This window comes from Butyricimonas hominis, from assembly GCF_014287455.1.
Classification (GTDB): Bacteria; Bacteroidota; Bacteroidia; order Bacteroidales; family Marinifilaceae; genus Butyricimonas; species Butyricimonas muris.
Genome location: NZ_JACOOH010000011.1, coordinates 83508 through 104772 on the forward strand (window position 1 = coordinate 83508; position 21265 = coordinate 104772).

Here is a 21265-nt window from a genome sequence, read left to right on the forward strand (position 1 = left end):
AATCTATATTTCTAATATAAATTGTACAATAGTATGAAAAAAAAGCGATTAATTAGGTTTTCCGACCTATTAAAAAGGTACAAGAAAAATTTAATGATTATGAAATGTTGTATCGTATTTGTTTTCTTGTTTAGTCTGAATCTGTCAGCACACGTCTATTCACAGCAAAGTCTGGTGACTTTGGATTTGGCGGGCGTGTCGGTTGAACAGTTTGTGGAGGCTGTCAAAAACCAGACAACAGTCCGTTTCATGTACAATTCCGCACTGGTACGGGAGGCTGGAACTGTTTCCGTGAAGGTGAAAGACATGGAGTTGGAACGTGTGTTGAAAATGGTGTTGGGAAAAGTGAATTTGGAGTACGAACTTTTTAATAATGTAGTTCTGATTCGTGCGAAAGGAGAGAAAACCGCAGCACAGGAAAAACGGTTGATAAGGGGTACCGTGAAGGATAACAAGGGGATACCGTTACCCGGTGTTACCGTGTTGGTGAAAGGAACGTTAACGGGAGTCGCCACGGATGTCAACGGGAAGTTTGAATTGAAATGTGATCCCGATTCGACTATCGTGCTGGTGTTTTCGTTCGTGGGAATGAAAAATAAAGAGATCACGGTAGGGCAACAGCAGCAAGAAGTGAACGTGGTCATGGAGGCTGAGGCGGAGAATCTGGATGAGGTGATCGTAACCGGGTACCAGAAGATTTCAAGAGAGAGAGCAACCGGATCATTCTCGGTCGTGACGACGAAAGATTATAAGGGTAAGATGGAAACGGATATCATGTCCCGAATCGAGGGATTGGTAACGGGTTTGGTAAATTATAACAAACAGGTGAGTATCCGGGGAGTATCTACCGTTTACGGGAACCGGAATCCGCTATATGTAGTAGATGGAGTTCCTTACGAGGGTAAGATCGAGGCAATTAACCCGGCGGACGTGGAGAATATCTCCGTGTTGAAGGATGCGACGGCAGCTTCTATTTACGGTGCACGTGCGGCTAACGGGGTGATCGTGATTACTACCCGGGGTGGGAGAAGCGGTAAGACTAGAATAACGTATGATGGTAGCGTGAAGTTCAAACCGCTTCCGGATTTGGATTACCTGAAATTGATGAATAGTTCGCAACTAGTGGATTTACAAGTGGAAGGGTTCGAGTATTATCATACTCCTTATGCTAACTTGAACAAGCGGAATGCTTTGAATGAGGTGACGGAATTGTTGTATATGGCGGAGCAGGGACAAATCGGAGAAACCGAGTTGCAGCAAAAATTAGATGTGTACCGGAATGCCAATAACAAGAATCAAGTTAAGGATCAATTTCTAAGAACGGCGATCACGCATCAGCACAATCTGTCGCTCACGGGAGGAACGGAGAAAAATAATTATTTGGTTTCGTTGAATTATTACGGCAATAATCCTTACGAGAAAAATCGTAGTGACGAGAGAATCGGTTTCACGTTGAAAGAAAACGTGAAGTTCTTCGATTGGTTATCGGCAGATTTTGGCGTGATCGGTAGTTTCACGAAGGATAGCGGAAAGAACGGTTTTGACAATATAAGTAGTTCTGGAACCCGGAGTAATACAGAGTTGTCCTTGTACACGGGAGGATCTTCCTATCAGATGTTGAGAAATGATGACGGAAGTCCCCGGGAATGGAGAAAAGGTAAATCGGATTACGAGTTGGAGCGTTTGGAGAGTCTTGGTTTGTTGAACGAGAGATATGTTCCGCTGGAAGAGTTGGAGCGTAAACATTACAAGGATAAATCGTCTTACTATCGTTTGCAGGCAGGGTTTAACGTGAAGATTATCGAAGGATTGACAGTGGATTTGAGGTATCAGACGGAGAACACACAGATCAAAAATAGACAGTTGTATGATAAAGATTCTTACTACGTGAGGAATATGGTGAACGATGCATCCACGGTAGACAAGCAAACCGGAGAAGTTACCATGAACATTCCTTCTGGTGGACAACTGTTACAAATGGAAGAAGATATTTACTCTTACACGATGAGAGGTCAAGTGAATTTTAACCGGGTGTTTAAGGAAATGCATGGTGTGGCAGCCTTGGCAGGTGCGGAACGTAGGTTGATACGAGATACAAAGACAAGTGTTTACAAGATGGGATATGACGATCACAGTCTTAGTTATAAACCGGTTAACCCTAATGAAATGAGTCCGATAAGCGGAACGGAGGCTCTTTCCGGTTCTTATAATTGGGTTGATTGGGATTGGAATTATTTCTCGCAGGACGAGGACCGTTACGTTTCTTTTTACGGTAATGCTTCTTACACGTATAATAATCGTTATTCTATTAACGGGAGTATTCGTGTGGATCAATCCAATTTATTTGGTACGGACCCGAAATACCAATATCGCCCGTTGTGGTCGGTGGGTGCCAGTTGGTTTATGGCGTCGGAGGAATTTATGAGTAATGTAAAATGGATCAATCGTTTGAATTTACGTTTAACTTACGGTATAAACGGTAATGTATCGAAAGAAACCGGACCTTATTTGACTGTGGAGGATTACGGTTATAACAATTGGACGGGGGATTTTAGTGCTAACATCACGAGTCCGCCTAACCCGGAATTGCGTTGGGAAAAGACGGCTGTCACAAATATCGGAGTGGATTTCACGATGTTTAATACCCGTTTGAACGGAACGATAGATTACTATATTCGCAAGAGTACGGATTTGTTAGGAAATCGAGATACGGACCCGACGTTAGGATGGAGTAGTTTGAAGGTGAATTACGGTAGTTTGAATAATAAGGGTATTGAAGTGGCATTGGGAAGTATTAATATTTCAAAACCCGATTTTGAGTGGCGGACTAATTTGAATTTCTCGTACAATAAAAATAAAATAACCAAGATGAAACATAGTGGTACTACTGTATTTTCTTACGTGCAAGGAGTAGTACACACGAAGGGACGACCGATGTACAGTTTGTTCAGTTACCAGTCCGCGGGACTTGACCCGGAAAACGGAGCTCCGTTAGTGTATGATAAGGATGGTAAGAAGGTCTCAAATGTTGGGTCGATCGAGGAATTGGAGTATTCGGGAACGACGCGTCCACCTTACACGGCTTCGTTGATTAATAGATTTAGATACAAAGGTTGGAGTTTGTCGTTTATGTTTATATATAATGGCGGACACGTGTTGAGAGATGAGATATCTCCTTACTTGACGGGTAGTGTAACAAGTAATATCTCTAAAAAAGCAATGAACCATTGGCGGAAACCGGGAGACGAGAATATCAAGGGTATTGCGCCTGCCATGAACAGGAGTGCTTCCTACACGATGAAGCAAGTATGGTATGCACTTGACACGCATGTTATCAAAGGAGATTATATCAAATTGCGTGATGTGACTTTGTCTTACGATTTACCGAGAGAGTGGATTCGGAAGTTTAGTCTGGAAAGTATGTCCGTGAATTGTCAGGTTAGTAATTTATGGCGCTGGGTGGCTAACAATAGCGACCTTGATCCGGAGGCATACACGACCACCGGTTATGGTTGGGGTGCCAGAACTTTGCCTGTCCCGACAACTTGTACGTTAGGTGTATCAGTAACTTTCTAAAGTATTAAGCATTATGAAAAACAAGATATATTTATTATTATTGTGTCTTACGGGATGTTTTATCTCGTGTGACAGTTTTTTGGATCTCCAACCGAAAGGAATTGTTATTCCGAAAAATTACGAGGATTACGAGAAATTGATCAATTATGCCCAATTGTTGAAGGCTTCCGACTCATACCCGAATTTTATGACAGACGACGTGTATTTGCCGGACGACGGGGATGTTAATTTCAATGATTTGGAAGTACCTGATCGGAATTTATACACGTTTCAAGCGGAGATATTCGGGGATGCGGAGAGAGATGGGTTGTGGGAATATTCGTATAATCGCATCTATTATTACAATACAATCATTGAGGATGTGATGAACGTGGAAGATGTCACGTTGGATAAAAAACGTTCCCTACGTGCAGAGGCTTTGTTGGGACGGGCATTTGAATATTTAACCTTGGTAAACGCGTACGCGAATCATTATAACAAGAATACAGCCGCTACTGATCCGGGAGTACCGTTGATGCTGGACAAGAATATTAATAAGTCCAATTTGGAGAGGGCAACCGTACAGCAAGTGTACGATCAGATATTGACAGACTTGGACACGGCAGCTCTTTATTTGCCGGATAAACAGAAGACAGCCTACCGGGCTTCCAAACCCGTGGGATTGGGTATGTTGGCGCGGATGTATTTATATATGGGAGATTATAACGAGGCGTTGAAATATGCCAAACAGTCTTTGGCAGAGAATAGTTCTTTACTCGATTTGAAGAATTATTCTGTGGTTGACCCGGAAAAAAGTATCGGTCGTATAGATGTTCCTTATGGTGCGGATAATCCGGAGAATATTTATATCCGTTTAGCCCCGTGGACATTTGGTTTTTCAGGTACGGCTTTCGGTTCCGACGAACTGGTGGCTTTGTACGATCACGATAATGATATGCGGTTTAAGCTTTTCTTCTCCAACTATGCTTGGGGGGTGAATTACGATAATTATTTGTGGTTACCGTATATTTACGCTAACATGGCGATGTCCGTGCCGGAAGTTATTTTGATCGCGGCGGAGTGCGAAGCCCGGGTGGGAAGTAAAGATCAGGCAATGCTTTATCTGGATCAATTGTTGGAGTACCGGATTGTCGGGTATCAGTCACAAAGTGCGGCAACGAATGAAGAGGCTTTGGATAAGGTGTTGACCGAGAGAAGAAAGGAAATGTGTATGTTGGGATGTACCCGGGTGATTGACTTGAAGCGATTGAATCGGGAGCCTCGTTACGCGAAGACGATAACGCACGTGGCAAACGGACAGACTTACACGTTGGAAGCGAATAGTCCGAGGTATATTTTCCCGATACCGCCCAAGGTGTTGAGTTTTAATCCGAACATGGAGCCTAACGAGAGATAGAATTTATGGGGGGAGGAGCTGGCGACACATCCCAAAGAGGGTGAGTAGTTCAGCTCTTCCTTTACCACGTATTAAAATTGAAACAGGATGAAAAGTATTGTATATTTATTTATCATGGTGGTTATTTGTTTTTCCTGCAAGGAAGAAAAGACTACCGTTCATTTGAAGGGACAATTGAAGGGAATGACACCTTCGGAAGTGATGCGTTATAACGGAACGGCATCCATGATTGGGGATAGTCGGGATATTATTTTGCACACGGATGAAAACGGGATGTTCGATACGGTGATCGAGTTGAAGAAACCGGAGTATTTCTCGATAAGCCGTAACACGCTTTACCTGACGCCCGGCGATGATATGGAAGTTTATATTACCGAAAGTAATAAAGAGGCTACGTTTAAGGGTGTGGGGGCAGAGGCGAACAATTACATGAAGAAGAGATTGTTCCCGAAAGGCGGTTCTTTTCTGGAAGGCGGTTCTAACGTGAGAACGGATTTTCCGACAACGAAACTTCTGGTGGATAGTCTTGCCGCTGTTCGGAAAACGGAGTTGGAGAACCTGAAGAACGTATCCCCGGATTTCAAGAGAATGGAGAATGCCCGGATTGTCGCGGACGTTGTGAATAGTTATATCAGTTACGCTTCTTACGGGAAAGAATACCGTCTGGATTGGCAAGCTTTCCAAAAAGCAACCCCGGAGGAACAAAAAGCGATACAGGAGCAGTTGGAGAAAATGCAGAACGCGCATTTCGCGACCATTACACCGGAATTGAACCGGATGTACAAGGATTTGACCGATACCCTATTATTGAATGTGGCCGTCGTGAGAGATGTACTTTCTTATGCTAACGGGGATAAATTCGGATGGTTCGAGGGTATCGTGTTGCCGGAGAGAACCGGAGAGCTTTACGAGGCTTATGAAAAAGTAGAGAGTTTGCGCTGGGAAGTGACGCCCGAAACCGTGGGACAAGCGAATGACTTTATCGCTCGCTCTAAGAATCGGGATATCGCCACGGAAGTAAAATATAAGGCTGGGCAGGCGGGAAAATTGGTAGAAGGACAGCCGGCCATTGATATTGTCATCGAGGATGTTGACGGCAACACGAAACAATTGAGTGATTTCCGGGGAAAAGCTATCTATCTCGATTTCTGGGCGACATGGTGCGGACCTTGCATACAGGAATCTCCCGCGTTCGAGGCTTTGAGTAAAAAGTACGAGGGGAAAGATATCGTGTTTATCCCGGTTTCCACGGATGCACGTCAATCCACGTGGTTGTCTTACTTGAAAAATCATCACAAGGATTTACCGCAGTATATATCACATGATCAAGCGTTGAAGGACGAGTGGTGTATCATGTATATACCTCGTTTTATATTGATTGACAAGGATTTTAAGATCGTGAATGCTTATGCTCCCCGTCCGTCGGAAGAGGGTATTACCGCTTTGCTGGATGCTGTTTTGAAATAATAAAAGCGTGTAAAATGAGAAAAGGGATTGTTGTATTGATATTATGTATTTTCTCTGTTTATGTTTTCGGGCAGAGAACGATAACCGGGAATACGGGAACTTTGGATATTAACAAGATATACTTGTGCGAGGTTGTGCATGAATACCGGGGTATACATCAAGTGATTGATTCTGCCGAGGTGAAGAACGGACAATTTACTTTTGTCGTGAAGGATGCCCGACCGGAGTTATATTTTATCGGGGATACCCCTTGGCATGGCGGTTATTTCTTCTTGGACGGGAACAAAATCAAATTGAAACCCGAGTCGATTTCGGAAGAACAGATCGATTGGTCTGTGGAAGGTTCTCCGTTAGACAAGAAATACCGGGAGTTTAAAAAACGTATGTATGCCGAAACTTTCGGGGCAATCAAAGATTCGTTGAACGCGCTCTTTTATAAAGCGAGGGAAGCAGGAAACCGGGAAGAAATGAAACGGATAAAAGAAGAATCGGAACCTTATTATGACGAGGGAAGCGAGAGAGAACGGGAATTGGTAAAAGAATACGTTCAGAAGAATATGGAGAACCCTTTCGGGATGTATCTTTATTATTATAACGTGTTTCAGCGTAAGGATTTCCCGACGTTAGAATCGATCGTATCGGAAAAAGCGTATATTGATAGTTTCGGGAAAGATGCGAAGAATACTTCTTATCTGCCCAAGATGGGACAGAAGTTGGACTTGTACGAAAATTGCGCCATTGGTCACGAGGCTCCCGAAATTGTAGGTCTGGATACTTTGGGCAATCCGGTGAAATTGAGTGATTTCCGGGGGAATTACGTGTTGGTTGATTTCTGGAATTCTTATTGCCATTGGTGTAGGGAAGAAACTCCGGCTTTACTGAAAGCCTTGAAACAGTTCAAGGGAAAGAATTTCAAGATATTAGGTGTTTCTTCCGACAGGTATAAGGATAAATGGATCGAGGCTATTCACGAGGATGGTAGTTATTGGGAACACTTGATGTTGGAAAAAGGAGATGATGTGATGGAGCGTTACTGCATCAAGGGTATCCCGCACATTATTCTGGTCAGCCCTGACGGAAAGATTCTGGCGAAAGAGTTGCGGGGGGAGGAGTTGGTACGGGTACCTGAGGAGCTGATGAGATTTTAATTTGAGATTTAAGAGTTGCCTGCGGCAAGTTGCAGGTTACAGGTTGCTTCTCTAGCGTTGAAGACTGTATTCCAGCTCCTCCTCTGTTTATAGAGGAGGTGGCACGGAGTGCCGGAGGAGTTTTTGAATATAGTGAAAAGAACTCCCTCCCCCCTTCGGGGTACTCCCTCTATAAACAGAGGGGGAGTTGGATTACAGCCTTTTCTTTAAAGGAACTTTTAGAAGAAGCTGAGTAACAGCATCACGTTCAATGCCGTGACGATTCCCCCGATGACGTACAGCAGCCATTTCGTGTAAGTGGAGTTTTTGTATTTTCCCATGACCTTGGAGGACGAGGTAAGGTGTACCTGCGTGAAGATCGTGATCGGGAGTTGTACGCTAAGAGCCATTTGCGAGTAAATCAGTCCTTGGAACGGGTTGGATATTAACATGATTAGTGCAAAGGCGAGAATAAGGGAAGACAGTACGCCGATTTTGGAGTGACTGTCTTTAATATCATAAGGCTCCTTGTATATGCCGGCGAAGATAGAGCCTGCCGCCATGCCGGAAGTGATGGTTGAGGAAATTCCGGCAAACAGAAGTGCCACGGCAAAGATTAGGGCGGCGTTATTACCCAACAGCGGCGTGAGTAATGAGTTGGCTTGCTCTAACTCCGTGACGGGAGTTCCGCTACGGAAAAACGTGGCGGCGGCAAGCAGTATCATGGCGCTGTTGATTGCCCAACCGATGACCATGGAGAGTATCGTGTCGGCATACTCGTAACGCAGTTGTTTCTTGATGATTTTATCGTCCTGTATGTTCCATTGTCGGCTCTGGATAATTTCCGAGTGCAGGAAGAGATTGTGAGGCATAACCACGGCACCGAGCACGCTCATGATCACGACCATGGAGCCTTCGGGGAAAGCGGGCGTTACCCACGCGGGAAGTGCCTCGTTCCAGTCAATGTCTACCAGTGAAAGTTCGTATATGAATGACAAGCCTATGATTGACACGAAAGCGATGATCCATTTCTCGATCACCCGGTAAGTATTCGTGAAAAGCATAATTACCACGAACACCAATACGAGTAAGGAGCCGGCACGTACGGGAATATCGAACAGCATTTGCAAGGCAATGGCACCGCCCAGAATCTCGGCGAGCGAGGTGGATATGGAGGCGAGCATGGCGGAATAGAGAATGCCTTTGGCATAGCGGGGCTTCAAGTGTTCGCTGGCGGCTTCCGAAAGGCACAATCCGGAGGCAATCCCGAGGTGCGCCACGTTGTGTTGCAGGACGATAAGCATGACTGTCGAGAGTGTAACCATCCACAATAAGGCATAACCGAATTCAGCTCCCGCGGCAAGATTGGACGCCCAGTTACCGGGATCGATAAATCCCACGGTGACGAGTAGCCCCGGTCCGATATACTTGAATATTTCCAGTCCCCCCAGTTTCGGGGTATGCTTTGCCGTGTTGAGTAATTCCTTGAAATGCTTTAACATGCCGATAGAGTTAAAAACTAAAAGCTAAAAACTAAAAGTTAAGAGCTGATAGTGTAAATTTATTTCTATTTTTGAAACTTCAAAAGTACGAATAACGATGAATAATTGTTCCGTGAACACGAACTTTTAGTTTTTAACTTTTAACTTTTAGCTTTTATGCTTGTACCGGTTCTTCTTGTAGTTGCTTCGCTCGCGGTGCTTTATTTCGGGGCGGACTTTTTGGTGAAAGGGAGTTCTTCGCTTGCCGTTCGTTTGGGAATTTCACCGCTGGTGGTGGGATTGACTGTCGTGGCGTTCGGGACGAGTGCTCCGGAATTACTCGTGAGCGTGCAGTCCGCGTTGGACGGGACGCCGGGGATTGCCGTGGGGAACGTCATGGGATCGAATATTTTCAATATATGCGTGATACTCGGTATTTCGGCGATGATTTATCCCTTGCGGGTAAATCCTCGGTTGATCCGGTTCGATATGCCGGTGATGTTATTGGCGACGGTTCTGTTCGTTGTCATTTTCCGTAACGGGGTATTTGCCCGATGGGCGGGAATATTGTTTTTTGCCGGGATTTGCGCGTATATGGTGTATTGTATTTACAAGGCGAAACGGGGTGAAGTGGCTGAAACCGATGAAGAGATTCGACCGACAAAGAGTTGGGTGTTGGATATCGTGTTTATGGTCGCGGGGTTGGGATTGCTTGTCTGGGGATCGGGATTACTCGTGGATAATGCCGTGGTTATCGCGAAAACCTTGGGTTGGAGTGAGGCGGTCATCGGGTTGACGATCGTGGCGGCAGGCACGAGTATGCCGGAGTTGGCAACTTCCGTGGTGGCAGCTGTCAAGGGGCGGACGGATATAGCTATCGGCAACGTGGTCGGTTCGAATATTTTCAATTTACTGGCGGTACTTGGATTGACTGCAACTATCGCTCCCGTGGAAACGAACCAGATCAATTGGCTGGACATGGGGGTTATGGTGGGTTCTTCCTTACTCCTTTTGCCTTTTATGCGCACGGGTTTCCGTATCGGACGGGGGGAGGGAATCGTGTTGTTTGCCATTTATGCGGCATATACGCTTTACTTGCTCGTGTAATCAGATACTATAACCGGGGTAATCATTTTTCACATCCTTTTCACTCTCCAGTCAAAGACCATTCATTTACGTTCGTGAACGTCTTTGAAACGTCTTTGTATCGAAGGTGAAACGTCTTTGTTCCCTTATTACTCCCTTATCTCAACGGGAGTTCTTCGGGTGTTTCCCGGCTATCAGGTATTGACTAACTCCTGACCAAGTCCTGACTAACTCCTGTGTATACAGGACTTGGTCAGGACTTAGTCAGGATCTGGTCTGGAGTTCCCACGGGGGAACCACGGGTACGTGTATCTTGAAGTGACGGTAAATAAATCCGGATATAGGACAAAAAAGGAAACTTTGTTTGGAGAGTATGAGTTATTTTTCTTAAATTTGGTTTCGAAATTTGAGCGTGTGTTTATGGCGGATATTTTATTGTTAACCGAGTGTTTGAAAGAGGGATCATGCAGAATGAGCAAAAAATATTATTAGAACATTTAGCCAAGGAAGATGACATGGCTTATACGATATTGTACGAGCAGTTTTATGTTCCGATGGTGCTTTTTGCCGGGAAGTATATTCGGGACGAGGAGGCGGCAAAGGATGTGGTTCAAGAGTTTTTTATTTCGATGCTGGGGCAGAAGAAGCGTTTCGAGAACATGATTGCGTTGAAAGTCTATCTTTATAATTCGGTGAAAAACAGGTGTTTCAATTATCTCCGGCACGAACGGGTGAGGGAGGAATACGAGGCGATGGTTATACGGGAATTTGACGATGTGGATCTTTTTTGGGACAGGGTGATGGAGGAAGACGTGTACGTGCGGGTAATGCACGTGGTAGAGGAGTTGCCGCAACAATACAGGAACGTGATGATGCTTTCACTGGAAGGGTACAAGATATCGGAAGTGGCGGAGCGGATGGGAATAGCGCTCGATACGGCGAAAGAGTACAAGAAGGAGGGGAAGAAACGGCTGGGAGCCCGTTTGCAGGCGTTGGGAATGGGTATGTTCGTGTATGTTTTTCTTTGATTTCTAATAAGTTTGTAAATTTCTTTTATTTTTTTTGATTTTCATCCCCCCGTTTTATTTCCTGAGGTGTTTCTTCTATAGAAACGTAATTATAGAAATATGAACAGGGCAGATGAAGTTTTTCGCGTGTCGGAGATGATTTCCCGGTGTATACTGGGGGAGTTGACCGATGCGGAGAAGTTATGGTTGGAAAAGTGGGTAGAGGTATCTCCGGAGAATAAGGAGTTGTTTGACAGGCTTGTCGGGGAGAAGATGCTCTCGGAGAAAGTGCGGGCCTACGGGCGGATTAACCGGAAAGAGCCTTTGGAAGAGTTGTTAAATCGGAAAAAACAGTTGGAGCGCTCCGTTCGACGGCGTCGGGTAACACGTGTTGTCGGTTATGCCGCCGCTATATTATTGCCGTTGGCAGTTGTTTTTTATTTCTACATCCGTCCGGGGCGAGGCGTACTGCCGGCAGAACCGCGGTTAGAGGCTCGGGTGGAACTTCCTGCGGGGGAGAGTAAGGCGATTCTTCAACTGGCTGACGGCAAGGTCGTGGAATTGACGCCGGAGTCCTCCCGGCATATTGCCCGGGGTGACAGGGTGACGATAAAGCAGGACTCCGGTATTATCAAGTATAAAGTGGATGGTAGCACGATGAGGCAGAAAGAACGGTTCAACACGATCACGGTTCCGAGAGGCGCCGAGTTCTCGTTGGAATTGAGTGACGGAACACGGGTGTGGTTGAATGCGGAGAGTCGTTTGCGCTTCCCGGAGGAGTTCGTCGGGAGGCACCGGAAAGTGTATCTTGAGGGGGAGGCTTACTTTGACGTGAGCTGCGATCCGGAGAAACGCTTCGAGGTACAAACGGAGAGTGCGGAAATACGGGTTTACGGTACTGAATTTAATATTCTGGCGTACAAGGACGAGCGGGAGATCACGACAACACTCGTGAAGGGATCCGTGGGGATAAAAGTGAAAGGGACGAAGGAACGGGTGCGCTTGGAACCCGGTGAACAGGCTTGTCTGGTCGGGAATAAAATAACAAAACGGGAAGTGGATACGGAAATCTACACGGCATGGATGAAGGGGCGGTTGGTGTTCAAGAGCGTGCGACTGGAGGATATGTTGCGCCGCTTGGCACGTTGGTATAACGTGGATGTCGTGTTCAGTGAAGAGTCGTTGAAGGATGTCACGTTCACGGGTGAGGTGAAGAAGTACGAGGATTTCACGGAGATTCTGGAGGTAATCGAATCTACCCGGACCGCTCACTTTCAAGTGAAGGACAGGATTGTAATTGTATTAAAATAAATAGAAAAGAAGCAAACTGCGCGGGCACGCGGTTTGCTTCAAGAGTAAGTTAATCAGCAATAATAACTTAAACGAAACAAAGGTATGAAAAAAAATGGAGAATATGACCCTCCTAAAAACGGGTCATTAAAAAAAATGTGCAGAATTATGAAAGTAACAATGCTACTCCTCTTGTTCACGGTGTACCAGTCTTTCGGATCGGTACACGCGCAACAGGTCAAGCTGGATATTAGCTTGGATAACGGGAGTTTCGCACAATTCATGGAGCAGGTGAAGCGCCAGTCGGATTTTACCTTTTTCTTTAACGATGGCATGATCATGGGGGTGAAGAATATTACCCTGCACGTGAAGCAGTCGGCTATTGAAACGGTGTTGGAGGCTTGCCTGAAGGGTACGGGGATTTCGTTCCGGATCAAGGACAACACGATTATCCTGTTTGGTGCGGACGAGAAGGTAAAGAAAGAGATCACGGTGAAAGGGAAGGTCGTGGACGAGGAAGGCGAGCCTTTGCCGGGAGCGACGGTAAAGGTGAAAGAGAACGGTACCGACGGGCAGGGTGTTGTGCGGGGAACGGTGACGGACGCGGACGGGAAGTTTACGGTGAAGGTAACCGATCCGAAAACCATGCTGGAATTTTCTTTCGTGGGTTACGTGACGCGGTTGATAGCGGCTTCCGACACGACGGCGTTGAAACGGGTGGTGTTGAAAGAGGAATTGAAGAGCATCGAGGAGGTGGTTGTGACGGGATACCAGAGAATCGACCGCAAGTTGTTCACGGGAGCGGCAGCCATCGTGAAGGCGGAAGATGTAATGGTGGAAGGATCGAATGATATCAGCCGTATGCTGCAAGGAAAAGCTGCCGGGGTGCAGATACAGAATGTTTCGGGTACTTTCGGGGCATCCCCGAAGTTGAGGGTACGCGGTGCTTCTTCTATCAACGGTAACCAGAAACCGTTGTGGGTGATAGACGGTCTGGTGCTGGAGGACGTGGTGGAGCTTTCTGCCGACGATTTATCCTCGGGCGACTCGGAGACCCTGATCAGTTCAGCCATAGCGGGTTTGAATGCCGACGATATCGAGAGTTTCCAGATATTGAAGGATGCTTCGGCGACAGCGTTGTACGGGGCGCGGGCGATGAACGGCGTGGTGGTGATCACGACGAAAAGAGGGAAGAAGGGAACGATGAAGGTGAATTATAGTGGGGAGTTCACGATACGGATGAAGCCGGATTACGAGCAATATAATTTGATGAACTCGCAGGAGCAGATGATGGTGTACAAGGAGATGGAGGAGAAAGGGTGGTTGAATTATGCGGACGTGTCCCGGAAGAAAAATGGCGGTGTTTACAAGAAGATGGCGGATATGATTTCCATGTACGATGAAACGAGCGGGAAGTTCGGCTTGAAGAATACACGACAAGCGAAGAACGCTTTCCTGCAAAAGTATGAAATGGCGAACACGGACTGGTTTGATGTTCTTTTCCGTAATTCTTTGCAACAGGTGCATTCCGTGAGTTTGTCTTCCGGTACGGATAAATCCCGTTTCTACGCTTCCATGAGTTATTTCAACGATGCCGGTTGGTCGGTAGCGGATAAGGTGGAACGGTACACGGCGAATATGAATGCTTCTTTTGATATAAAGAAATGGTTGACCGTGAATCTGTTGACGAATGGTTCACTGCGTATGCAGGATGCACCGGGTACGAACAGCCGTAGAACGAATGCCGTTAGCGGGGAGGTGGAACGTGATTTCGATATCAACCCTTTCAGTTACGCGTTGAACACGAGCCGGACATTGCGGGCTTATGACGATGACGGTAATTACGAGTATTACACGATGAATTATGCCCCGTTCAGTATTCTGCACGAGTTGGAAACGAACAAGTTGAAGATCGATATGTTGGATACGAAATTCCAGACGGAATTGGAATTCCGGCCGTTGAAAGGGTTGGACGTGAAAGTGCTGGGGGCTGTTCGTTACGTGAAGACGACACGGGAACACCGGGTGTATGATAATTCCAACGCGGCGGAGGCTTACCGGGCGGCAGGCGATGCCACGATTCGGGACGGGAACAAACTTTTGTACGAGGACCCGGATATGCCGGGATATCCTGCCAAGGTGGTGATGCCCAAGGGGGGACTTTATAACCGGAGTGAAAATTCGATGCTGAATTATTACCAACGGGTAATGGTGAATTATAACACTTCTTTTAATGAAGGAATACACACGTTGAACGTGATGGGAGGGGAGGAATTGCGTTACACGAACCGCACGAAATCCAGTAATCAGGGATTCGGTTACCAGTGGGATCGCGGGGGTGTACCTTTTCTTGACCCCGATTTGTTGAAGCAACAGATTGAAGCCGGAATGTCTTATTACGGTATGGAAGAGGAGTTCGATCGTTTCGTGGCGTTTTTTGCCACGGTGGGGTATAGTTACAACGGGACGTATGTTTTCAATGCCACGGGGCGTTATGACGGTTCCAACCGTTTGGGGAAATCGCTTTCCGCCCGTTGGTTGCCGACGTGGAATGTCAGCGGGGCATGGCATATATCGAACGAGGCGTTCATGGAACCGCTGGAGAAGATTTCCCGCCTGACTTTGCGTGCCACTTACGGGTTGACGGCAAGCATGGGACCGTCGAGCAATTCGCGGGTGGTGTTGTATAACGATGTAACAAAACGTCCGACGCAGCAGGAAAAAGAGAACAGTATTTATATCGGTGCCTTGGAAAACAAGGATCTGACATGGGAAAAGCAGTACGAGACGAACGTGGGGATGGATTTGGGCGTATTCGATAACCGGGTTAGCCTGAGTGCCGATTTCTACTGGAGAAAAGGATTCGATCTGATCGGTAAAGTACGGGTTTCCGGCATCGGCGGACAGCAGTCGAAGAGCGCAAACTACGCGGATATGAGGTCCCACGGGGTTGAATTTACATTGAACACGAAGAATGTGGTATATTCTTCTTTTAGTTGGACGACGAACTGGACTTTCTCTTATAACAAGAATAAGATCACGAATCTGGAGTCCCGTCCCCGCGTGATGGATCTGGTAAAGGCGGAGGGAGCTCCCCGGCAGGGATATCCGGTGAGGGCTATTTTCTCTGTTCCTTTCCTCGGGTTGACGAGTGAAGGTATTCCCACGGTGATGGATTCCGATGGTAATCCTTGTATTGGTGATATTGATTTTCAAGAAACAAATAAGTTGGACTTCTTGAAATATGAGGGACCGGTAGACCCGAAGATCACAGGTGGTTTTGAAAACACGTTCAAGTACGGGAATTTCTCTTTTGCCGTTTTCTTGAATTATCAGTTCGGGAACAAGGTGCGGTTACACGATTATTTCAAGAGCGAGTATAATGATTTGTCGGCTATGCCGAAAGATTTTCTCGACCGGTGGATGATTCCGGGTGACGAGAATATTACATCGGTACCCGCTATTCTTTCCGTTCGCCAGAATGAGCGGAAGAACAGTGAGTACAAGAAAGTTTATAATGCTTATAATTATTCCACGGAACGGATTGCCGACGGTTCTTTTATCCGGTTGAAGGATATCAGCCTGACGTATAAATTCGATGATAAATGGGTGAGAAATATCGGATTGAGTTCGATGTCGTTGAAGTGCATCATGTCCAACGTGGCGTTGTTGTACAGTGATAAGAAATTGCACGGGCAGGATCCGGAGTTCTTCCGTTCGGGCGGTGTGGCGCTGCCTGTCCCTCGGCAAGTGACGTTCTCTTTGAGAGTGGGATTTTGATGAAAAGATTGGTAAATCGTTAAAATAGATAAGATGAAAGCATATAAAATATTAACGGTCGGGATGTTAGCCTTGTCAGCAACGGCGTGTAACTCGTTTCTGGATGTGACCCCGGATAACCGTACTGAATTGGACAGTCCCGAGGCGATGAAGGAGTTGCTGGTGTCGGCGTACCCGAGGGCACATTATTATCACGTGTGCGAGGTGATGAGTGACAATGTCGCGGAGCGTCTCGTAACCGGAACGCATAGCCGTGCCACGTTGAATAGGCAGATGTACATGTGGGAGGAGGGGACGGAAACGGGAACGGATAATCCCGTTTACGTGTGGACAAATTATTACGAGTCTATAGCGGCTGCCAATATCGTGCTGGAAGCGCTGGAAAATGAAGAGGACACGAAGGAGTACGCTGCCATCAAGGGTGAAGCGTTGGTGTGCAGGGCATTCTGTCATTTTCTTCTGGTGAATCTTTTCGCGGAGCATTATGATTCGGATAAGGCGGGACGGATGTTGGGAATCCCGTATTGCGTGAAACCGGAAACGGAAGCAATCGTGCATTATAAACGGAATAGTTTGAAAGAGGTGTATGATCTGATCGAGGAGGATTTGCAAGCGGGGTTGCCTTTGTTGCAGGATCAATCGTACGAGGTGCCGAAGTATCATTTCACGAAGGCGGCGGCTCACGCTTTCGCGGCTCGTTTTTACCAGTATAAGGCGGAATGGGATAGTGTTATCGTGCATGCGACGGCTGCGTTGGGGAACAGTCCGAAAAGCAAGTTACGCGATTTGAGGAATCCCGCTCAAGCAAACGGGCGATGGGGGGACAAGGACGCGTATGCTTCGAAATACTTTAAAGTTGAACAACCGTCACCATTCCTGATGATATCTGCCAAAAGTTGGTGGGCGAGGGATGCACAATCTTTTAGCTTGCATTTCGGCATGAAAAAGGAAGAACATGGTTCTTTGTTCATGAACAAGAACGTGACGGGTAGTCCCGTGACCGGGACGTATGCCACGTTCTTTGTGATTTCTACCAATTCGTCCGGGAGCGCCCGTATGTATAAATACGATGAGTTGTATATTCGTGATGCGATAGGTGCCAGTTCAGGTAAGGGATATGTCGTTTCCTCTCTTTTGTCGGGCGAAGAGGCTCTGTTGAATCGTGCCGAGGCGTATATCATGAAGGGGCAGTTCGATTCGGCTTTGGAAGATATCAACCTGTATCTCGGCGAGCGGGTTCGGGTGAACAATGATGATGCGTACGCCGATTTCATGCGTTATCAGGTGGACTTGGCAAAGATTAAGGCTTTCTACGACGGTCAGGAAGCGTATCCCGATCTGCAGCCTTTTTATTCCGGTACGATATCCGAAGACCAGATGTCCATGTTGAAGTGCGTGGTCGATTGGAGAAGGAAAGAATTTATGCAGGAAGGTTTGCGCTGGTTCGATATCAAGCGTTTCCATTTGCCCGTGGTTCACACGTTCGAGGTTTCCGGCGAACCGGCAATCACGCTCACGGGAGATGATTTACGACGAGCCATACAGATTCCGTCCGAGGCGCAGGCTTTCGGGGTAGAGGCTAATCCCCGGTAGTGTATTAATTTAAAAACAGTAGATTATGAAAAAGTATATATTTAGCTTGTTGTTGTTCGTGTTACTGGCTTTCGCAACGGCGTGTTCCGATGATGATCTGGGACCCTCTATTTTTGATACTTCCGGTGATGAGTTGACAGAGTTGGACCTTTGGTTGCAGGAGAAATTTGTGGATCCTTATAACATAGAGGTGATTTACAAGTGGAAGGATGTCGAGACCAGTATGGGGTATAATCTTACTCCGCCCAAGGAGGAGAACGCGAAAGGATTGGCAAATGTGTTGCTGAATATCTGGTGTGAACCTTACATGGAGGTCGGCGGAGCAACCTTTTTCAAGAGCGTATCGCCGAAACAATTGTTGTTTATCGGTTCTTCGCGCTACACGAGTAGCGGAACGGTGACCAAGGGTACTGCCGAGGGAGGACGTAAAATCGTGATTTTTGAAGTAGACCAGTACGACCGGACGAACGCAACTCGTCTGAAACGGTACATGAAGACCGTACACCACGAGTTTGCCCATATTGCGGCACAGACAATCGAGTACCCGAAAGAGTTTGAAACGATCACGCCCAATTACGTGGAAGAGTGGGATAAAATTAAAGATCAGGATGCTTATGACCAAGGATTTCTTTCCGGTTACGCGATGAGTGAACCGGGAGAGGATTTCGCGGAGATTGTAGGGTTTATGCTTTCCAACAGTGCGGAGGATTGGGAGGCCATGTTGGATTTGCCTTCCTCGCAGGAGGCGAAGGATAAGTTGAAACAGAAGGTGGAAATGGTGGTCGTGTATTACCGGGATAACTGGAATGTTGATTTATACGCTTTACAGGCGAGATGCGAGCAGGCTTTGAATGACGTGGTGAATGGTGTAATTGTTAATCCTTGATGAGTATGAAAAAATTGATATATCTATGTATGATTGCCGGTATGTTGCTGGCGACAGCTTGTTCGGACGATGACGAGTACGTGTTTTCCGAGTTGCCGAGCGAGCGGATAGAGGCTTTTCGGACGGAATGTGAAATAGCCTTGAAGGGGGCTGCCGACGGGTGGAAGTTTGTTTATTATCCCCAGAAAGGGAGTTATGGCGGTTTTACTTTCCTGTTCCGGTTCAAGGAGAAAAACCGGGTGGAAATGACGAGTGATTTCGAGACGGAGGTGGGGGATTATTCTTACAATCTTAATCTCTCGGAGGGGCTGGTGTTGACATTCGACTCGTACAGTCCGATACACCGTCTGGCGAACCCGGGGTATGCGTCTCCCGTCCGGGACGGTAATAAAGGGTTCGGTCTGGAGGGAGATTTCGAGTTTATCGTGAAAGACGTGGGGGACGGTGTGATTGAATTGATCGGGAAAAAGACACGGGTGGAGTTGAACATGGAGAAAGCCACTGCCGCGGATTGGAGTACCGTGGAGAAGTTGGCGGAAATGGCCGGGTATTTCGTGTTGGGAAATGCCGGATTGGGTATGATGGTAAACGGTGAACTGGTTGTTGGCGGACACGTGGAACTGGATGATATATTCCATATTTGCACGATGGCTTACAAAGACGGGGAGGGGAATACCGTCACGGTGTCTGTCCCGTATATCATCACGGCGGAGGGATGCCGCTTCGATAATGACGTGGAAGTTGCCGGGGTGAAATTCAACGGGTTGGAAATTGATTTGAGCAATGGCGTTACCAATCGGGAGTTCGTGTCTAACGATGCCGACGGGGCGATTCGTTTCTTTATCATGGATCTTTCTCCTCTGAACTTGACTCCCGAACAGGTGCCGACATTTGTCCCTAACAAGTATATCGCTTCTGTCGATATGTTGAAGAATAATAACGAGTATATTATCACGGACATGAGCGATGGCTTGAAAGCGGAATGGGAGGCTTTGAAAGAAGAATATCCGAATTTCGTTAAATTTACGCTGGAGATGGATCGTAAATCCGGTTACGAGGGATCATTCCGAGTGACGGCTGTTAATAGTGCGGACGGAAAGGAGAAGAGCCATAATTACGATTTCGGTACATTTACTTTATTGAATAACGCGATAAACCAAGTGCGGTTCGATAACAGCAAGAAGAGTCATTCCACGTCTTCCGGTTTCACGGATAAAGATTTGTATGACAAGGATAAAAACGAGCACGTGGGAGTTATTTACGATGCATTTTTTAGTAGCAAAGGTTTCACGGTTATCCGGGATACGGAAGAGGTGTTCTGGATCAGAAGTATTGCAGACCTGAACAAGTGGATGAGATTGGAAGCCGATTAGTTTTTTTGTATATCTTACCGGGAATTAGGGTACGGAGGATTCCCGGTAGTTTTTTAAAGCTTGAATTATGAAATGGTTTAGAGAATATATATTTTTTTTATTTTTCCTGTTATGTAGCGGGTTGTGTATTGCCCAAGATAAAGAAAAGCAGCAGGACGGGTTGTCGGTTGACGGACCTTACGTGATGTATGATTCTACCGGGGGAGTACGTGTGGTGCGGGTAGACGAACGGGGAGTTTTGCGGGATACGGTGTACGCCGACCTGCCCGCGGGGTTTACCCTTGAAGTGGTGTCCGAGAAAGGCGGGCATCGTTTTCGGGTACCGCTTCATCCGATAGAACGCTCGGCATGGAAGACTGGACAGAAGGAGAAAACGTTGATTATTTCGGATCCTCACGGTGATCTCGAAAGTTTTATTTCCGTGTTACGTAACAATGGCGTGATCGGGAAAGATTATAATTGGAAATTCGGGAAAAATCAGGTTATCATCATTGGTGATGTATTTGACCGGGGAAAAGACGTATTGCCTATCTTCTGGCTGATCTATAAACTGGAACAGGAAGCACGTGAAGCCGGAGGGGTGATGACTTTCATGCTGGGGAATCACGAAGAAATGGTGTTGCGCAATAATCTGAAATATACCCGTGGTAAATATAAGAATCTGGCGGATTCTCTTGGCATGAAGTATGCTGATTTATGGCACGGGAATAGCGAGTTGGGGCGTTGGTTGCGTTCCCGCAACCTGATGCAGATCGTGGGCAATAATCTTTTCGTGCATGCCGGGTTAAGCAAGGAGTTTACCGGTATGGGGAATAGCGTGATGGAGGTAAACGAGGAGATGGGGCGTTCTGTTTTCTTGGACAAGGAGGAGCGGAAGGTTTTGTCCGCGCTATCCGATTCTATTTATTGTGACCGGGGGCCCTTCTGGTTCCGGGGCATGGTGAAAGACGACGAAAAATACCGCCCGTCTACGCCCGCCGATGTTGATCGGATTTTATCTCGATATGGTGTAGGGCGTGTATTCGTGGGACACACGATATTTGACGACGTGACTTCTTTCTTTGACGGGAAGGTCGTTGCCGTGAACGTGAATAACCGAAAGAACCGTGAAGCGGGTAAAGGAAGGGGGATTTTGATGCAAGGTGATAAGTTGTACGTGGTGTACGACAAAGGCAAACCTCGTGAATTTGAATAAAAATATTA

The 21265-nt window shown here is 46.7% G+C and carries 13 protein-coding genes; 12 read left to right on the forward strand and 1 reads right to left on the reverse strand.

Going from position 1 to position 21265, the window contains the following annotated elements:
- Nucleotides 1-99: 99 nt before the first annotated feature.
- The 4 genes from H8S64_RS20695 to H8S64_RS20710 all read left to right on the forward strand — a co-directional run bounded on the left by H8S64_RS20695 (nucleotide 100) and on the right by H8S64_RS20710 (nucleotide 7587).
- Nucleotides 100-3576 (forward strand): SusC/RagA family TonB-linked outer membrane protein, encoded by a 3477-nt coding sequence (locus H8S64_RS20695; RefSeq protein WP_186978548.1) that lies wholly within the window; start codon nucleotides 100-102, stop codon nucleotides 3574-3576.
- A 13-nt stretch (nucleotides 3577-3589) separates the two neighbouring features.
- Nucleotides 3590-4972, forward strand: coding sequence for a RagB/SusD family nutrient uptake outer membrane protein (locus H8S64_RS20700; protein WP_186978549.1), 1383 nt, complete (start codon nucleotides 3590-3592; stop codon nucleotides 4970-4972).
- An 87-nt stretch (nucleotides 4973-5059) separates the two neighbouring features.
- On the forward strand, nucleotides 5060-6439 hold the full coding sequence (locus H8S64_RS20705) for a TlpA family protein disulfide reductase (RefSeq protein WP_186978550.1): 1380 nt from the start codon (nucleotides 5060-5062) through the stop codon (nucleotides 6437-6439).
- A gap of 14 nt (nucleotides 6440-6453) precedes the next feature.
- Nucleotides 6454-7587, forward strand: a complete 1134-nt coding sequence (locus H8S64_RS20710) for a TlpA disulfide reductase family protein (protein ID WP_186978551.1) — start codon at nucleotides 6454-6456, stop codon at nucleotides 7585-7587.
- A 218-nt stretch (nucleotides 7588-7805) separates the two neighbouring features.
- Here the strand turns inward: H8S64_RS20710 and H8S64_RS20715 are convergent, their stop codons facing one another.
- Nucleotides 7806-9068, reverse strand: coding sequence for an Nramp family divalent metal transporter (locus H8S64_RS20715; RefSeq protein ID WP_186978552.1), 1263 nt, complete (start codon nucleotides 9066-9068; stop codon nucleotides 7806-7808).
- A 156-nt stretch (nucleotides 9069-9224) separates the two neighbouring features.
- Between H8S64_RS20715 and H8S64_RS20720 the strand changes: the two genes are divergently transcribed.
- From H8S64_RS20720 to H8S64_RS20755, 8 genes are all read left to right on the forward strand, one after another.
- Nucleotides 9225-10154: a calcium/sodium antiporter gene (locus H8S64_RS20720; protein WP_186978553.1), complete on the forward strand. Its 930-nt coding sequence runs from the start codon at nucleotides 9225-9227 to the stop codon at nucleotides 10152-10154.
- 443 nt (nucleotides 10155-10597) lie between these two features.
- Nucleotides 10598-11161 carry an RNA polymerase sigma factor gene (locus tag H8S64_RS20725; RefSeq protein ID WP_186978554.1) on the forward strand — a complete coding sequence of 188 codons (564 nt, stop codon included), beginning with the start codon at nucleotides 10598-10600 and terminating at the stop codon, nucleotides 11159-11161.
- 99 nt (nucleotides 11162-11260) lie between these two features.
- Nucleotides 11261-12451, forward strand: coding sequence for a FecR family protein (locus H8S64_RS20730; RefSeq protein WP_186978555.1), 1191 nt, complete (start codon nucleotides 11261-11263; stop codon nucleotides 12449-12451).
- A gap of 147 nt (nucleotides 12452-12598) precedes the next feature.
- Nucleotides 12599-16210, forward strand: coding sequence for a SusC/RagA family TonB-linked outer membrane protein (locus H8S64_RS20735; protein ID WP_255469648.1), 3612 nt, complete (start codon nucleotides 12599-12601; stop codon nucleotides 16208-16210).
- Nucleotides 16211-16243: 33 nt separating this feature from the next.
- A complete protein-coding gene (locus H8S64_RS20740) occupies nucleotides 16244-17803 on the forward strand; it encodes a RagB/SusD family nutrient uptake outer membrane protein (protein ID WP_186978557.1) in 1560 nt (519 codons plus the stop codon).
- Between the two features lie 25 nt (nucleotides 17804-17828).
- On the forward strand, nucleotides 17829-18689 hold the full coding sequence (locus H8S64_RS20745) for a zinc-binding metallopeptidase (protein ID WP_186978558.1): 861 nt from the start codon (nucleotides 17829-17831) through the stop codon (nucleotides 18687-18689).
- Nucleotides 18690-18694: 5 nt separating this feature from the next.
- Nucleotides 18695-20062 (forward strand): DUF4302 domain-containing protein, encoded by a 1368-nt coding sequence (locus tag H8S64_RS20750; RefSeq protein ID WP_186978559.1) that lies wholly within the window; start codon nucleotides 18695-18697, stop codon nucleotides 20060-20062.
- A 67-nt stretch (nucleotides 20063-20129) separates the two neighbouring features.
- Nucleotides 20130-21257 (forward strand): metallophosphoesterase, encoded by a 1128-nt coding sequence (locus H8S64_RS20755; RefSeq protein ID WP_186978560.1) that lies wholly within the window; start codon nucleotides 20130-20132, stop codon nucleotides 21255-21257.
- Nucleotides 21258-21265 lie beyond the last annotated feature (8 nt).

Bases quoted from the DNA above. Each gene is read 5' to 3' on its own strand.
- H8S64_RS20695 (WP_186978548.1), top strand. From the start codon at position 100: ATGAAATGTTGTATCGTATTTGTTTTCTTGTTTAGTCTGAATCTGTCA.
- H8S64_RS20700 (WP_186978549.1), top strand. From the start codon at position 3,590: ATGAAAAACAAGATATATTTATTATTATTGTGTCTTACGGGATGTTTT.
- H8S64_RS20705 (WP_186978550.1), top strand. From the start codon at position 5,060: ATGAAAAGTATTGTATATTTATTTATCATGGTGGTTATTTGTTTTTCC.
- H8S64_RS20710 (WP_186978551.1), top strand. From the start codon at position 6,454: ATGAGAAAAGGGATTGTTGTATTGATATTATGTATTTTCTCTGTTTAT.
- H8S64_RS20715 (WP_186978552.1), bottom strand. From the start codon at position 9,068: ATGTTAAAGCATTTCAAGGAATTACTCAACACGGCAAAGCATACCCCG.
- H8S64_RS20720 (WP_186978553.1), top strand. From the start codon at position 9,225: ATGCTTGTACCGGTTCTTCTTGTAGTTGCTTCGCTCGCGGTGCTTTAT.
- H8S64_RS20725 (WP_186978554.1), top strand. From the start codon at position 10,598: ATGCAGAATGAGCAAAAAATATTATTAGAACATTTAGCCAAGGAAGAT.
- H8S64_RS20730 (WP_186978555.1), top strand. From the start codon at position 11,261: ATGAACAGGGCAGATGAAGTTTTTCGCGTGTCGGAGATGATTTCCCGG.
- H8S64_RS20735 (WP_255469648.1), top strand. From the start codon at position 12,599: ATGAAAGTAACAATGCTACTCCTCTTGTTCACGGTGTACCAGTCTTTC.
- H8S64_RS20740 (WP_186978557.1), top strand. From the start codon at position 16,244: ATGAAAGCATATAAAATATTAACGGTCGGGATGTTAGCCTTGTCAGCA.
- H8S64_RS20745 (WP_186978558.1), top strand. From the start codon at position 17,829: ATGAAAAAGTATATATTTAGCTTGTTGTTGTTCGTGTTACTGGCTTTC.
- H8S64_RS20750 (WP_186978559.1), top strand. From the start codon at position 18,695: ATGAAAAAATTGATATATCTATGTATGATTGCCGGTATGTTGCTGGCG.
- H8S64_RS20755 (WP_186978560.1), top strand. From the start codon at position 20,130: ATGAAATGGTTTAGAGAATATATATTTTTTTTATTTTTCCTGTTATGT.